A 15,158-nucleotide genomic window follows, 5' to 3' on the forward strand; every position below is an offset into this window, starting at 1 on the left:
AACACCCTCAACCCAAAGCAAGGAGCAAGACCATGAGTGCATTTCAACCCGACACCCTGATCAAAAAACCCCATGCCTGCCAGGTGGAAACCTCGGTGGAGGTCGCGGCTGACGCCGCGCGCGTCTGGGACGTGGTGGGTGATTTTGGCGGATTCGACCGTTTCATCCCGGCACTGGAACGCATCGAAATGACCGGCGAGGGCGTGAGGTCCCTGCGCAAGAAATTCTTCCGCGATGGGCAGAACCTGGTGGTGGAACAGCTCAACAGCCGTGACGACCAGGCCATGCACATGACCTGGACGCTGATCTACAACACCCTGGGCATCGACAACCTGTGGGCGGCCATGCGCGTCGAACCCCTGGCGGACAACCGCTGCCGCGCCACCTGGACCATCATCGCCGACCACACCGACGCCCACACGCCATCAGGCTTCAGGGATTTTCTCCAGGGCTTTGCCGATGAGGCGATGGGGAATGTGCAGGGGATGTTCGCCAGGGCGTAGCCCGCTCCAAGGAGGCCCTGAAACTCAGGGCCACCACCAATCCCTGTGGGAGCTAGCCTGCGTGCAGGACCTGTGCAGGAGCCGCGTAGGAGCTGTCGAGTGCAACGAGGCTGCGATCTTCCCTAGAACACTTGAGTCTCAAGCGAAGATCGAAAGATCGCAGCCTTCGCCAGCTCCTACAAGGCGCAGCCGAGCGAGGGCAAGCGCCCTCGCCACAGGCGGTTGGGTCAGATCTTGAAGCTGTCCACCAGTTGCTTCAGTCGGTTGGCCTGTTGCGACAAGGCATCGCAATCCTTCAGGGTTTCATTGAGGTTGGCCACGCTTTGCTGGTTCAACAGGTTGATGTGGCTGACGTCCATGTTGAGGGTTTCAACCACTGCGGTCTGTTCTTCGGTCGCAGCAGCCACCGACTGGTTCATACCGTCGATTTCACCGATGCGCTGCGTCACGCTGACCAGTCGCAGGCCGGCCTGGTTGGCCACGTCCACGCTTTCTTCGCTGGACGTCTGGCTGGCGTTCATCGTGCTCACCGCTTCACGGGAGCCGACCTGCAGCGAGGTGATCATCTTGTGGATTTCTTCCGCCGATTCCTGGGTGCGGTGCGCCAGGTTGCGCACTTCATCGGCCACCACCGCAAAACCACGGCCGGCTTCACCGGCACGGGCTGCTTCGATGGCCGCGTTCAAGGCCAGCAGGTTGGTTTGCTGGGAGATGCCCTTGATCACGTCCAGGATGTGGCCGATGTTATCGGTGCTGGCGTTCAGGGTTTCGATCTGGGTGCACGAAAGGCTGATCTTCTGCGACAGCTCGGTCATGGCCTGGATGGTTTTTTCCACCACCTGGCGACCGTCATCGGCCTGCTCGCTGGCACCGCTGGCATGTTGCGAGGCATCGGCAGCATTGCGGGCGATTTCCTGGGTCGCGGCGCCCAACTCGTTGATGGCCGCCGCCACGCTGTTGGTGCGGGCGCTCTGCTCATCCGAGCCGACGAGCGACGCATTGGACGAAGTCATCACCCGCTGCGAAAGGTCATGCACCTGGCGGGTGGCGGAAGACACTTCCGAGATCGACGCGTGAATCCGCTCCACGAACTGGTTGAACGAACCACCCAGCACCGCGAATTCATCCTTGCCCTGCACCACCAGGCGCCGGGTCAGGTCACCTTCGCCCTGGGCGATGTCCTGCATGGCGCGGCCCATGGTGGTCAACGGACGCATCAGCACCTGGATCAGCAGGCTCAGCAACAACGCAATGGCCGCCACCGCGACAAACATCGCAATCAGCGCAGACGTGCGGAACTGGCTCAACGGTGCGTAGGCCTTGGCCTTGTCGATCGACAGGCCGATGTACCACTCGGCGTTCGGCAAGCCAGTAACTGGAGTAAACGAAAGGATACGGTCCTGCCCGTTCAGCTCAACCTCCTGGATACCCTTGCCAATGCGCACCGGGGTGCCGGGATAGATGTCCTTGAGGTTCTTCATCACCTGGTCTTTATCCGGGCTGACGATCACCTGACCGTCGCCGCTGACCAGGAACGCATGGCCCAGACCACCGAAATCCACGGAGTTGATGATTTTCACCAAGGTTTCCAGGCTCAAGTCGCCGCCCACCACGCCGAGCAGTTCGCCGTTGTGCTTCACCGGCAGGGCAACGGTCACCACCAGTCCACCCACCGCCGCCAGATAAGGCGGGGTCAGCATGGCTTTATCAGCGGTCACAGCCTGTTTGTACCAAGGGCGTTGGCGCGGGTCATAGCCGTCAGGCATTTTGGCGTCCGGGCGTTGGGTGAAGACACCGTTGGCCTGGCCCACATAAGTGAACTGGAAGTTCGACGTCAGCGCCGGCTGATCGACCAGCCCTGGCAGATCAGCCGCAGCCCCCTGATGCGCGATGTTTTGCGCCAGGTTTTCCAGCACCAGTATCCGGCCACTCATCCAGTTCTGGATGCTGCTGGCCGTCAGGTCACCGGATTGCTCGATGGACGACTCAAGACTGCTGCCGATGGTGTTGCGCTGCAAATAGTCGTTGTAAAACGTGAAGAGGGCAAAAGCCAGGACCACCACACCAGAGGCGGCAAGAAGGATTTTGTGGCTGAACTTTAGATTCATCGATGGGGCTTCTTATGCAAGGAGTGGGGGTGCATTCCAGGTTTTCAACGTTCCATGTAGCAGCGCAAGCGGTTATCACTCCGCTCCACTTTGGTGCACGCATACCAGTCTTTCGGCAAGCCTTTACAAATAATTAGGGATTCGAAGAAATAGGCGACGGGAGGGCATGGCGGGCGAGCGCTGGTTGCACATTCGCCGACGGCTGGGCACGGTCGATTTGAAGGACGTGGGTGTGCGCCTGAACGCAAACAACCTGATGAACGCAACCTACGTCGCCTCGTGCGCCAGCCGGAGCTACTGCTACATGGGTGAAGAACGCAATGTGGCGGCGACGGTGAGCTATCCGTTCTAAGGCGCCCGCTGGGCTCTGTAGGCGCTGGCGAAGCTACGATCTTTTGATCTTTCGTTTGGGGTTGGGATTTAAGCGTCAGGGGGAAGATCGCAGCCTCGTTGCACTCGACAGCTCCTACATAGCTCCTACGCAGCTCCGATACAGCGCTTACCGTTCAGCGCGCGCAAGCTCCCGCGCCCCACCCTCTTGCCGCACAAACCGATTCGCCCGGCCAAACGTACCGAAATCATTGAACCGCACGCCCATCTCCCGCATCACCTTGTGGGCCACCGGCACCGTCAGTTGGCGAATGTAGAACGGCTCCTTCACCACAAAATGATGAATGCCATGGCTGCTGCCGAAGTTGAAACAGAACGCCTGCAACGGCCACAGCCACCAAGGGTTGAGCACCTGAGTCTGCTGGATGACATTGCCCGGCTCAATGTCGCCGTAGTAGTGCATGTTCGAGCTGACCAAATGCAAGCAAAAGGTGCGCAACACGTTCGGCCCGATGATCACCACCGCAGCGATGTCGATCGCCTGCATCATCGCCAGTGTGGTGGCCGACCAGTCGATTGAAGTGCCCAGCAGACTGGCGATGCCATTGGCCCCGTGGAAACCGAGAAACACATACCAGGCGCCCCAGTGCAGCAACGCCAGCGGGAAGTACACCTTCAGCGTGCGTTTGAGAATGCTGCGTTTGTGCGCCCAGGTCTCGGCCCGCAGCAGGCGAATGAAGGCCGACATCACGTTATCGCCGACCATCAGCAACCGTGCCAGTCCCCAGGGTTCGCCGTTGGTGATGGCCCGCTCCTCCATATCGGCCTCACTGCCGGACACTTTGTGATGGTTGAGGTGCAGGTGGCGGCGGATCCAAGGATTGATCGTGCTCGGCCGCGCCAGCCAGACCAACCCCATCATCAGGTTGTGGGGCAGGCGCTGCTTGCGAAAATACATGCTGTGGATCAGGTCGTGTTCCAACTCGTGGGTCAGCGAGGCAAAAAAAGCGTTGAGCAACAAGCATGCCCACCCGGCCAGGTAACCGTTGATGTAGAGCAGCGCCGAACCGATCATCCCAGCCAGGGCGAACGCCAGGATACCCGCGCCCAATGCATCCTGGTGGCGCAGGATCGGATAGCACCGACGCAATGCTTCGCCCCGGGCCAAGACCACCTGGCGAATATGGGCCGATCGTTGTTGTGCATTCAATCGCTCGGGGCTTGCGTAAGTGCCGTGCATGGCTTACATCCTCTGTTATCGATGTGCTCATCCTGCCGGGCGTAGTCCCCTGGGGTGGTAGCCGTAAACGCCAACCTGTTGACCGCAAGCGCCAATCGTCATGACTGAGCCAACCTCCCTCGCCAGCTGGACCCGCGCCCTGCGCAAACAGCTCGATGCGCTGGGCCTGGACAGCCACGCCCTGTGCGTCGAGGCCGGTCTCGACCCGCAATGGATGGACGACCCGAACGCCCGTTACCCGCTCTCGGCCACCACGCGCCTGTGGGCGTTGGCGGTGCAGGCCAGCGGCGACCCGGCGATTGGCCTGCGGGTGTCGCGCTTCGTCAGCCCCACTACGTTTCACGCACTGGGCTATGCCCTGGTGGCCAGCGCCAGCCTGCGAGAAGTGTTCGAGCGGATCGTGCGCTATCACCCGGTGGTCAGCGATGCGCTGACCTTGCAATTGAGCCGGGGCGAAGACCGCTACCGCTTCCGTCTCGATGTGCCCCAGGGCCGTCCGGCACCGGCCTTTGAAGCCATCGACGCGTTCGCGGCGATTTACGTGCGCACCTGCCGCAACCGGCTCGGCCGCGATTACGCACCGCTGGCGGTGTACCTGCGTCGCCCGGAACCGGCGGACCCCAGCCCCTGGCACAAGGTGTTCCGCTCGCCGGTGCATTTCGGCGCCGCGCAGGATTGCCTGGAGTTCAACCTCAGCGACTTCGACAGCCACCTGGACGACGCCAACCCGGAGCTGGCCGAACACAACGAAGCCGTGCTCGAACGCACCCTCGCACAGCTCAAGCCACTGACCTGGGAACGCAAGGTGCGCGCAGCCATCGAGGCCCAACTGCCCGAAGGCGAGCCCAGCGCCGAACGCATCGCCCAGGCCATGCACCTGAGCCTGCGCAGCCTGCAACGGCACCTGGCCGACGAAGGCTGTCGCTTCGACGCACTGCTCAACGAGTGCCGGGAGAATCTGGCGCTGCTGCACCTGCGGGATCCGAATTGCTCGCTGAGCGAAGTCAGTTATCTGCTGGGCTTTGCCGATGCCAGCAGCTTCAGCCGCGCCTTCAAGCGCTGGACCGGGATGACGCCGGGGCAGTTTCGGGATGGGTTGCGCTAGGGCTTTGCAGCGCCTGGGCGGGCCCTATCGCACAGACAACCCAAGACCCGTCGCTCGACCTGTAGGAGCTGTCGAGCGGAGCGAGGCTGCGATCTTTCCCCTGACGCTTGAATCTCAAGCGAAAGATCAAGAGATCGCAGCCTTCGTCAGCTCCTACAGCGCAGGCCAGCGGGAGCACGCTCGCGCCCACCTGTTTCAGGGCGTGGTCAACGCTCGCAACCGCTCGATGTCGAGGATTTCGATCTCGCCGTAACCCAGGTGGACAATGCCCAGGGCCTGCAGGTCTTTGAGGATCAGGTTGGTGGTCTGACGTGACAGCGCGAGCATCAGTGCCAGTTGTTCCTGGGGCAGTTGCAGGACCCGTCGCGGCGGTTCGATTTCGCCGTAGCCTTCGGCGATCATCAGCAGGCGGTGAGCCAGGCGGGCCGGGGCGGGCATCAGGCTCAGGTGTTCGAGGTTGATGAAGGCCAGGCGCAGTTTGTGGCTCATCAATAACGCCAGATGCCGCCAGTAGATCGGCTGCTCTTGCAGGAAGGCCAGCAATGGCGCCTGGGGCACATGCAGCAGCGTACCTTGACCGACAACCACCGCATCATGAGTGCGCGGCTGGCCATCGAACAGGCAGATTTCACCGAACCAGTGGGGCGCCTCCACCACGCTCAGCAACGCCTCCTTGCCCTGCTCGTTCACCGCACCGACGCGCACCGCGCCTTCCAGCACGGCATACAGCCCGCACGGTGGGTCGCCACGCTGGAACAGCCGATGACCCGGCGGCAGGCGGCGCACCCGCGCCATGCCCAGCAGACTATTCTGTAACTCGGTAGGCAAATGGCTGTACCAGTGGCCTGCCATCAGCTGTGAGTGCCAGGGATGCGAATTCATGGAAACTCCGGGACAAGTGTCGGCTAACTGACAGAACGCCTTGTGATACCTGGGCATCATGCAGGCATCACCTCAGGAGGAACAACAATGAAAAGCCTCGTCGATCATCTCAGTCAATACGCCGCCTATCACCGCGACCCGCGCAACATCGCCAGCCATTTCATCGGGATTCCCCTGATCTTCATTGCTGTCGCCGTGCTGCTGTCGCGCCCAGGTTGGCCAGTGGGCGCGGTCCTGGTGTCGCCAGCGCTGCTGGTGGCCGTGGCCAGTGCCTGGTTCTACCTGCGCCTGGAGTTGCGCCTGGGGACGCTGATGACGGTGCTGCTGGGCCTGGCGCTATGGCTGGGCCAGGTGCTCGCTGCGCAAAGCACCCTGGTGTGGCTGGGCAGTGGCCTGGGGATGTTCGTGGTGGGTTGGGTCATCCAATTCGTCGGTCACTATTACGAAGGCCGCAAGCCGGCGTTCGTCGACGACCTCACCGGACTGATTGTCGGGCCGCTGTTTGTGGTGGTGGAAGCGGGCTTCCTGCTGGGGCTTCGCGGCGAACTGAAGCGCGCCATCGAAGAGCGCGCCGGGCCGGTGGCGTTGCGCAACCAGCGTTCGGCGGCCTGAAAACAACGCAATACCCCCACCTGCCCCCCGTGTGGGAGCAAGCCTTGCTCCCACACGCTCGCTCCCACAAGAGTCAGGCCTTAGCGCTCAAGTTACAGCGCACCAAACTCGACCCGTATCGTCAATGCGCCGGTGTTATCTTTCAAGCCAGACCCGTACTGCCCGGTCAGGTCATCGTTGATGCACAGTTGCAGTTCCCCTTGCTGGTCGCCCGGAACCTGCCCCAGATCACCCACCAGGAACGGCTTGCCACCGTTACCCACGCGACCGATCAAGGCGCCTTCGGCGGCACCGGGCAAGGCATAGCTGCTGTAGTCGATGTGCCTCGAACCACCATTTCCATCGACATTGCCGCCCTGCGGGCTGGCACACCATAACCCACTGACGTAGCGCACCAGGCGCGGCACCAACCCGTTGACCTGCACGCCAGTGCCCTGCCAGGCGATGTTGGATTGAACCTGCATCGTCACCGCCCGCAGGTCATTGGCCAGCGTATCCCCGGCCTGGAACGACAGCGCCGCAATCGTCAGGCTCGGGTTCGAGGTGCCGGTGCTGGGGAACACGCCATCACCCACCAGGAACAGGTTCTTGTGGTCCCAACTGCGCTGGTACTTGTCCACCACCGACTTGGTGGAATCATCGCCCATACGATAGGTCCCCATCAGGTGGCCGGCGCCCTGGAAGCTGTAGGGCACGCCTTCGTAGGTAAAACATCCAGGTCCGATGATGTGCGTCAACTCCTGGGCACCGAGCAGGTCCTTGATGATGTGCGTCGCCAGTGTTTTCGCCTGCTGGAAACCCTTCTTGGTGTACTCGGACAGGCCGTAGTGGATTTCCGGTCGGGGGATGCCGAGCCGGTCCGTGTATTCGGCCGAAGGCACGATGTAGCATTGCGGGTGGTCGGGATCCTTCTCGAATTGAGTCGAGGCCACGACGTGGCATTGCGCGAGGTCGGAATCCTCCTCGACCTGCTCAACCAGGAAAGCGATCCGGAACTGGCGAGTGAAGACGTCGTTGAGCTTTCGTACCAACGCCGTTCCGGATAGCAATTGATTGCTCGGGTTGGCGCCGCCATTGTTCTTCCCATCGATAAAGTCAGCGACCGTGGTGTAGGGATCACCGGCCGGCCAGTTCCAACCTTCGTTGCCAATCTCGATACGCCACGCCGCACGATCGCTGCGAAAGGCACCGTCGCGCAGGCTTTCGATGCCGGCCGTCGATAGCGGTCCCCGGTAGGGGAAAATCGCCTTGCCCTCGGGCATCAACCCCCACGCCAGATAAATGGGATGGTCAGCCAGGTGGCGCCCCACGTGCCCGCTGCTGTTGGCCACGCCGGAGTGCAGTAGCAGCTTCGGTGTTTCGATCGCATGGGCGGCGATCACATAACGTTGTCCTCTTGCCACGCCGGTCCCAGTGACGGGGCCATCTTCCAATTGATACTGCTTGAACTCGATGCCATTGACGTTGCTATCAGTACCCAGGGTTACTTTGCTGGCCACGGTTCGATAAAGCACTCGCACCTTGCCCGTGGCCAAGGCCTTGTTCATGGTCACGGTGGCGTCGTACTTGGCCTGGATCGGGCAGATCGGCGTGCAGTTGGTATTGCCGGCGCATACCCGGCGACCGGCATAAGGTTGAGAGTTGCGCCCGGCCGGCGTCGGGCTGACCACCAGCGGCAAGCTATCGAACGTCTTCCCCGTGACAGCCGTGACAAAGCTGCCATCGACCAGTGACAACGGAATGCTGCGCATCGGGAATGCATAACCCTCAGGAAAGGTCATGCCCAGATAGGCTTGGTCGGCGACGTTGGCCGACACCCCGATTTCCGCTTCCGCCCGGCAATAGGCGCTTTGCAGATCGTCATACCCTATTGGCCAGTCAACCCCGACACCATACTTGGACCGCAGGCGAAAATCGTTCGGCAGCATGCGCAGACAGGTTCCGACCCAATGCCATGTCGTGCCGCCACCCACCCGTTCGTAAGTGCTTGCAAAGGGCACCAGGCTTTTTTGGACCAAGTAGCTGACCGCCGGGTTGTTCCAGTTACCATTGAGCAGATCGGCAATGGTCGCCCGTGGAGCGTTCAGTTCGGCCGGCCCCTTGAGATGTGGGTCCAGTGTCGTGCTTGGGGGATAAGGGGACTCTGGGGTTTTCAGCGTCGCGGTATAGAAACGCTCCAGGTACTGGGCACGATTGACCGGTATCTCCGGCCCCGATTCGAGTACCAGCACATCAATCCCGGCCATGCCCAACTGATAGGCAATGATGCTACCGGCCAGGCCTGCACCAACGATCACCACTTCGGTTTGTTCGGTACTCATGACAACGCTCCTTGCTGTCCGTTAGCGGATACGCCGGTCAAATCTTTAAGGCTGGAGGGCGCGCTGTTCCAATACCCAAAAAACGATTCGCTGTAGCCCATCGGGTGGGCCTGGGCGATCTTCCAGGCCCAGCTGTTGACGTAGGCCTGATCGGACACCACCGCCGAATCATCTTTCTTGAAAGGCGCCATATCGAACGGTTGATACCAGACGCCCAACAACCACAGCTTCATGATCGAGCGGGCGGTGAGTACCGTGTGTGGAATCGTCGGTTGCATGTTGAACTTCAGTATCTGCTGGGCGATCTGGTCGGGCGGTACATGGTCCGCCACCAGCGTGGCGTATTGAGTCAAGAGCGCGTTGAGCACGTCGGAAGGAACTCGCGCAGTGACGTAATCGAGAAAGATCGGCGGCAAACCGACCGGGTCGATCTGCGGTGCCAGACGATCCGCCGAGATGCCAATAAGGGCCGACGACAGGCCTACGAAATTATCCAGATTGCTGCTCATTGCTGGGCTCCTTGTCCACTGGTGGACTGTGCGCGTTCGAGCAAATAGGTGAAATCCGCGAAGCTGGTACGCGGTGATTCGGTGACATGGGTGGCCGCATTGCCGTGGCAAGCCATGCAACTGGAAGACGCCTGGGGCACGGTGCCCTGGATGTAGGTCTCCAGCGTGGCGTTGGCCAGGAACGAGGGCGCAGGACTGCCCAGCGGGTTGGCGGCCGATATCTGGCAGTTCTTGGTCGGGTCTGATGGCCACTGGGTACTGATCAGTTGATAGTTCGCCCAGACGCTCTGCGGGTTCACCTTACGCAACAGCTCTTGATACGTAGCGTTCAGTTTTCTGGTGGCATCGGTGAGCGGCACGTCGCGCACGATCTGCGAGGGCGTCGCCTTGACCGCCGGGTTCCATGGCCGTGGCGGCGGTTGGTTGATGTCGCTTGTGCTGGCTGCGTTGTAGAACAGATAAGGCCCCGTCCGCTGGGCAACGGGCGTGGTTTTTTCCGGCACGTTTTTTACATGCTCAAACGTTGACCAGACCCATTGCGCCGCGCTGGTGGTCTTATGGACCATGTGCAATCCCACCAACCCGACCGGCTCGGACACGCACGACTCCGCGACAATCGGCCCATGGCTTGGGTCGTTGTTCCCCGGGGTGTAGACCAGCGCGTCGACGGTGTGAAAATCCTGCCGCTTGTCGTTGGGGCCCAGCACTTTCCACGACGCCTTCACCATCACCGCACCGACCTGTTTGGTGTCGGTGGAACCACAACTGAACGCCACGGTGTTGTTCGCATTGGCGGCAAAAAATTTCTGCTGGCCTTCGATGCTGTACAGGCCGTTGTCGACGATGCTATTGAACATCGATTGGTTGACCACGATTTCGTTGCGCGTATAGGTGCCGTTCTGGTCCACCAGCGGGCCGCTCTCGAAGGGCTGGATAAATTCATCCAGCACATCGGGCACCTTGCCCATTTGCTGCAACAGGCGACCGGGCTTGAGCGACTTGCACGCTTCGGGCAGGGTCGCCGGGGCGTTCCAGGGCAGTGGGGCCTGGCCCTTGGCGCGGAATATCTGGTAGCTCTCTTTCCAGCTTTCCCACACGGTGGCGCCATCCTGCTTGCCGATGGGGGTACCGGTATTGGGATCGCCGTTATCCAGCGCTGGCCAGTTCAGGGCAATGAAGGTCTGCCACGACAACTCATCGAAATTGGCCTGCAGGCTGACCAGTGAAAGGGGCTCGGTCACGGTGACATTGAAGGGTATCTGGGGGGACAACGAGGGGGCGGCGCTAGCGGCCGGGGCCAGCAAGACGCCTAACAATGCACAGCCAAGCGGGCCATGCCGACTGACTTCCACTCTCATGTTTTCTCTCCTTGGCATCAGGGCGCCAGGAGAGATAACACCGGTCCGTCATGGACTCTTACTTGCCTCCTGGCCTGTCAGAGTCTAGGTAGGGTTTCGGTGGGGAAAAGGCGTTGGCGTAGAACCAATCGAAGCAAGATTGGGCGGGGTTATTCAGATTCGGATCGAGGTTTGCGTGAGGACGCCATCGCAAGCAGGCTCGCTCCCACAATGGATCTGCGCCATACACAAATCCCCCTGTGGGAGCCTGCTCGCGATGTCTTTTGCTTTTAGAGGTTGGCGACTTTCTGCTAGACCTTCGGTTTGAAGAACAGCGTCTCGCCTTTCGCCAGGCCCACTAGGCTGTCATGGTCCTTCACCACTTCCGCTTCGATCAGCTCGCTCTGGCCTTCCACCTTCAGGGTCACCCGAGTGGTGGCGCCGAGCGGACGGATGTCGCGCACTTCAGCGCCATGGTGGCCTTCCAGCTCCGAGCGCGACAGCGAGACTTCGTGAGGGCGGAACAGCACATGCCGATCCTCCCCCAAGTGCAGGCGGTTCGAGTCGCCGAGGAAGTGATACACAAAGTCGCTGGCCGGGTTTTCGTAGACGTCGCCGGGCGAGCCGATCTGCTCGATCACGCCTTTGTTCATCACCACGATCCGGTCGGCGACTTCCATGGCTTCTTCCTGGTCGTGGGTCACGAAAACCGAGGTCAGGTTGATGTCCTCGTGCAGCCGCGCCAGCCAGCGGCGCAGTTCCTTGCGGACCTTGGCGTCGAGGGCGCCGAAGGGTTCGTCCAGCAACAACACCTTGGGCTCCACCGCCAGGGCGCGGGCCAGGGCGATGCGCTGGCGCTGGCCGCCGGAGAGCTGCTCCGGGTAGCGGTCGGCGAGCCAATCCAGTTGCACCATGTTCAACAGCTCATGGACCTTGGTCGCGATCTGGCTTTCGTTTGGGCGCTGGTGCTTGGGCTTCATGCGCAGGCCGAAGGCAACGTTGTCGAACACCGTCATGTGGCGGAACAAGGCGTAGTGCTGGAACACGAAACCGACGTTGCGATCACGCACGTCGTGGCCGGACACGTCCTCGCCGTGGAACACGATGCTGCCTTGGTCCGGGGTTTCGAGGCCGGCGATGATCCGCAGCAATGTGGTCTTGCCGCAGCCCGACGGACCCAGAAGCGCTACCAGCTCGCCGCTCTGGATATCCAGGCTGATCTCGTCCAGGGCCTTGAAGGCGTGGAAATTCTTGCTGACGTTACGGACTTCGATCGACATGACTTATTCCTCCGCGGCGCTGGCGCGCAGGCGGTTGATTCGGTTTTCGCTCCACTGCTTGAGCAGCAGAATCAAGAGCGCCAGGATCAGCAACAGGCTCGCCACAGCGAACGCAGCCACGTGGTTGTATTCGTTGTAGAGAATCTCGACGTGCAGCGGCAGGGTGTTGGTCACCCCGCGAATGTGCCCGGACACCACCGACACTGCACCGAACTCACCCATGGCCCGGGCTGTACACAGCACCACGCCATAGATCAGGCCCCATTTGATGTTCGGTACAGTGATATGCCAGAACATCTGCCAACCATTGGCGCCCAGCAGGCGTGCGGCCTCTTCTTCCTGGGTGCCCTGCTCCTGCATCAGCGGAATCAGCTCCCGAGCCACGAACGGCACGGTGACAAAAATCGTCGCCAGGACGATGCCCGGCAGCGCGAACACGATCTGGATGTCGTGATCCGACAGCCACGGCCCAAGCAGGCCCTGGGCGCCGAACATCAGCACGTAGACCAGGCCGGCGATCACCGGCGACACCGAGAACGGCAGGTCGATCAGCGTCACCAGCATGCTCTTGCCGCGGAATGAATATTTGCTCACGCACCACGCGGCACTGACGCCGAACACCAGGTTCAGCGGCACCGAGATCAGCACGGCAACCACCGTAAGCTTCAACGCCGACAGCGCGTCGGGTTCAAAGATCGCCGTGAAGAACGCCCCCAGCCCGAGCTTCAGGCCCTGGGACACCACGATGAACAGCGGCAACAGCAGAAACAGCGCAAAGATCAGCCAGCCGAGGCCGATCAGCACGCGCCGCGACGTCGCACTGCCGCGACGGGCGGCGTTGGTGGAGGCTGCGTAAATAGACGATTGGGACATGTTCGCGCCTCCTTATGGGGTTTCAATGCGCCGCTGCAACAGGTTGATCAGCAGCAACAGGACGAAGGAAACCACCAGCATCAGCACGCCGATGGAGGTGGCGCCGGTGTAGTCGTATTGGTCGAGCTTGACCATGATCAGCAGCGGCAGGATCTCGGTTTTCATCGGCATATTGCCGGCGATGAAAATCACCGAACCGTACTCGCCCACGCCACGGGCAAAGGCCAGGGCGAAGCCGGTCAACCAGGCCGGCAACAACGCCGGCACGAGAATGTGGCGGAACACCTGCCACGGCTTGGCACCGAGGCAGGCGGCGGCTTCTTCGACTTCACGGGGAATATCGGCCAGCACCGGCTGCACCGTGCGCACCACGAACGGCAGCGTCACGAAGGTCAGCGCGAGGGTGATGCCCAACGGCGTATAAGCGATCTTGAAGCCCAGGTCAGTGGCGAACTGGCCGACCAGACCGGCCGGCGCATACAACGCCGTCAGGGCAATACCGGCCACAGCGGTGGGCAACGCGAACGGCAGGTCGATCATCGCGTCGATGATCTTGCGGCCGGGGAAGGTGTAGCGCACCAGCACCCAGGCCAGCAGCGTACCGATCACGCCGTTGATGATCGCGGCGTACAGCGCGGTGCCGAAACTGAGCGTCAAGGCCGCCAGCACACGCGGCGCCGAAATGATCGCCCAGAACTGTTCCCAGGTAAGTTGGGCGGCATGCACGAACATCGCCGCCAGGGGTATGAGCACAATCAGGCTGAGGTACACCAGGGTGTAGCCCAGCGTCAGCCCAAAGCCGGGTATGACCGGGGATATGCGACGCGACATAAAGGTCCTTGGTTAAAAACACTAAACATGGAAGCAAGACAAGCCTTACTCCCACACAATCCCCTCACCAAAAATTCGGTGTCTGGCTTTAGCTTTGCAACTGTAGTCAGTTCATTCAGGCGTATTTCAGCTTACTGCGCCTGATAGATCTGGTCGAACACACCGCCATCGTTGAAGAATTTCGGTTGAGCGCTTTTCCAGCCGCCGAAGTCCTTGTCGATGGTCACCAGCTCCACCTTCGCAAATCGCCGGGCGTACTTGGCGGCCACGTCCTTGTCACGCGGGCGATAGTAGTTTTTCGCGGCGATTTCCTGGCCGGCCGGGCTGTACAAGTGCTTGAGGTAGGCGGCGGCGATCTCCAGGTTGCCCTTTTTCTCGGCGTTCTTGTCCACCACCGCCACCGGCGGTTCGGCGAGGATCGACAGCGACGGTACGACGATGTCGAACTGGTCGGCGCCGCCGTCCTCTTTCAGCGCCAGGAAAGCTTCGTTTTCCCAGGCCAGCAACACGTCGCCCTGACCGTTGTTGACGAAGGTAATGGTCGAGCCACGGGCGCCGGTGTCGAGGATCGGCACGTGCTTGAACAGTGCCTGCACGTATTCCTTGGCCTTGGCTTCGTCGCCCCCGTTGGCCTTCAGGCCGTAGGCCCAGGCGGCGAGGAAGTTCCAGCGCGCACCGCCGGAAGTCTTCGGGTTCGGGGTGATGACCGACACGTCGTTCTTGATCAGGTCGCCCCAATCCTTGATGCCTTTGGGGTTGCCCTTGCGCACCAGGAACACGATGGTGGACGTGTAGGGCGTGCTGGCTTCCGGCAGGCGTGTTTGCCAGTCGGTCGGCAGGGACTTGCCCAGCTTGGCGATTTCATCGATGTCACCGGCCAGGGCCAGGGTCACCACGTCGGCCCGCAGACCATCGATCACCGCGCGCCCTTGTTTGCCCGAGCCACCGTGGGACTGCTGGATCTTCACGCTGTCGTCCGGGTGGGCTTTCTTCCAGAAACTGGCGAATTCGGCGTTGTAATCCTGATACAGCTCACGCGTCGGGTCGTAGGACACGTTGAGCAGCTCGTAATCCTTGGCGACAGCGGAACCTGCAAAAACAGCACTGGCCAAGGTGGCCAGGGCATAACGACGAATGGACGACATGGTGAAAGCTCCTGGAGTTCTGGTTTTTATGGCTTCGAAATCGTTGTGGTCCTGAAAAGATCGCAGCCTTCGGCAGCTCCTA

The 15,158-nt window shown here is 61.2% G+C and carries 13 protein-coding genes and 1 pseudogene; 3 read left to right on the forward strand and 11 right to left on the reverse strand.

Annotation, left to right across the window (positions count from 1 at the left end):
- The first annotated feature begins 32 nt into the window (after positions 1-32).
- Positions 33-503 (forward strand): SRPBCC family protein, encoded by a 471-nt coding sequence (locus AACY42_RS24450; RefSeq protein ID WP_339482870.1) that lies wholly within the window; start codon positions 33-35, stop codon positions 501-503.
- A 227-nt stretch (positions 504-730) separates the two neighbouring features.
- On the opposite strand, the gene AACY42_RS28840 is transcribed toward AACY42_RS24450, so the two are convergent.
- The 3 genes and pseudogenes from AACY42_RS28840 to AACY42_RS24460 all read right to left on the reverse strand — a co-directional run bounded on the left by AACY42_RS28840 (position 731) and on the right by AACY42_RS24460 (position 4,181).
- On the reverse strand, positions 731-1,516 hold the full coding sequence (locus AACY42_RS28840) for a methyl-accepting chemotaxis protein (RefSeq protein WP_445261582.1): 786 nt from the start codon (positions 1,514-1,516) through the stop codon (positions 731-733).
- Between the two features lie 69 nt (positions 1,517-1,585).
- A pseudogene (locus tag AACY42_RS28845) lies at positions 1,586-2,611 on the reverse strand (HAMP domain-containing protein); the annotation flags it as partial.
- A gap of 499 nt (positions 2,612-3,110) precedes the next feature.
- The gene (locus AACY42_RS24460; RefSeq protein ID WP_339482872.1) at positions 3,111-4,181 is read right to left on the reverse strand and encodes a fatty acid desaturase; all 1,071 of its coding nucleotides are present in this window, start codon (positions 4,179-4,181) and stop codon (positions 3,111-3,113) included.
- Positions 4,182-4,281: 100 nt separating this feature from the next.
- Between AACY42_RS24460 and AACY42_RS24465 the strand changes: the two genes are divergently transcribed.
- Positions 4,282-5,286 (forward strand): AraC family transcriptional regulator, encoded by a 1,005-nt coding sequence (locus tag AACY42_RS24465; RefSeq protein ID WP_339482873.1) that lies wholly within the window; start codon positions 4,282-4,284, stop codon positions 5,284-5,286.
- Between the two features lie 195 nt (positions 5,287-5,481).
- Here AACY42_RS24465 and AACY42_RS24470 read toward each other — a convergent pair whose 3' ends face one another.
- A complete protein-coding gene (locus AACY42_RS24470; RefSeq protein ID WP_339482874.1) occupies positions 5,482-6,168 on the reverse strand; it encodes a Crp/Fnr family transcriptional regulator in 687 nt (228 codons plus the stop codon).
- A gap of 87 nt (positions 6,169-6,255) precedes the next feature.
- Here AACY42_RS24470 and AACY42_RS24475 point away from each other — a divergent pair, with 87 nt between their 5' ends.
- Complete coding sequence (locus AACY42_RS24475; RefSeq protein ID WP_339482875.1) at positions 6,256-6,780, forward strand: Mpo1 family 2-hydroxy fatty acid dioxygenase; 525 nt, start codon at positions 6,256-6,258, stop codon at positions 6,778-6,780.
- 92 nt (positions 6,781-6,872) lie between these two features.
- Here the strand turns inward: AACY42_RS24475 and AACY42_RS24480 are convergent, their stop codons facing one another.
- From AACY42_RS24480 to AACY42_RS24510, 7 genes are all read right to left on the reverse strand, one after another.
- Positions 6,873-9,101, reverse strand: coding sequence for a GMC family oxidoreductase (locus tag AACY42_RS24480; RefSeq protein ID WP_339482877.1), 2,229 nt, complete (start codon positions 9,099-9,101; stop codon positions 6,873-6,875).
- Complete coding sequence (locus tag AACY42_RS24485; protein ID WP_339482878.1) at positions 9,098-9,610, reverse strand: sorbitol dehydrogenase; 513 nt, start codon at positions 9,608-9,610, stop codon at positions 9,098-9,100. The genes AACY42_RS24480 and AACY42_RS24485 overlap by 4 nt, the downstream gene beginning before the upstream one ends.
- Entirely contained in the window at positions 9,607-10,968 is a 1,362-nt protein-coding gene (locus tag AACY42_RS24490; RefSeq protein WP_339482879.1) for a cytochrome C, read from the reverse strand. The genes AACY42_RS24485 and AACY42_RS24490 overlap by 4 nt, the downstream gene beginning before the upstream one ends.
- Before the next feature lie 290 nt (positions 10,969-11,258).
- A complete protein-coding gene (locus AACY42_RS24495) occupies positions 11,259-12,227 on the reverse strand; it encodes a sulfate/molybdate ABC transporter ATP-binding protein (RefSeq protein WP_339482880.1) in 969 nt (322 codons plus the stop codon).
- Positions 12,228-12,230: 3 nt separating this feature from the next.
- Positions 12,231-13,100, reverse strand: a complete 870-nt coding sequence (gene cysW, locus AACY42_RS24500) for a sulfate ABC transporter permease subunit CysW (RefSeq protein WP_339482882.1) — start codon at positions 13,098-13,100, stop codon at positions 12,231-12,233.
- Positions 13,101-13,112: 12 nt separating this feature from the next.
- On the reverse strand, positions 13,113-13,931 hold the full coding sequence (cysT, locus tag AACY42_RS24505) for a sulfate ABC transporter permease subunit CysT (RefSeq protein ID WP_339482884.1): 819 nt from the start codon (positions 13,929-13,931) through the stop codon (positions 13,113-13,115).
- A gap of 131 nt (positions 13,932-14,062) precedes the next feature.
- Positions 14,063-15,076: a sulfate ABC transporter substrate-binding protein gene (locus tag AACY42_RS24510; protein WP_339482885.1), complete on the reverse strand. Its 1,014-nt coding sequence runs from the start codon at positions 15,074-15,076 to the stop codon at positions 14,063-14,065.
- Between the last annotated feature and the right edge of the window lie 82 nt (positions 15,077-15,158).

The organism is Pseudomonas sp. RL_5y_Pfl2_73, assembly GCF_963970515.1.
Classification (GTDB): domain Bacteria; phylum Pseudomonadota; class Gammaproteobacteria; order Pseudomonadales; family Pseudomonadaceae; genus Aquipseudomonas.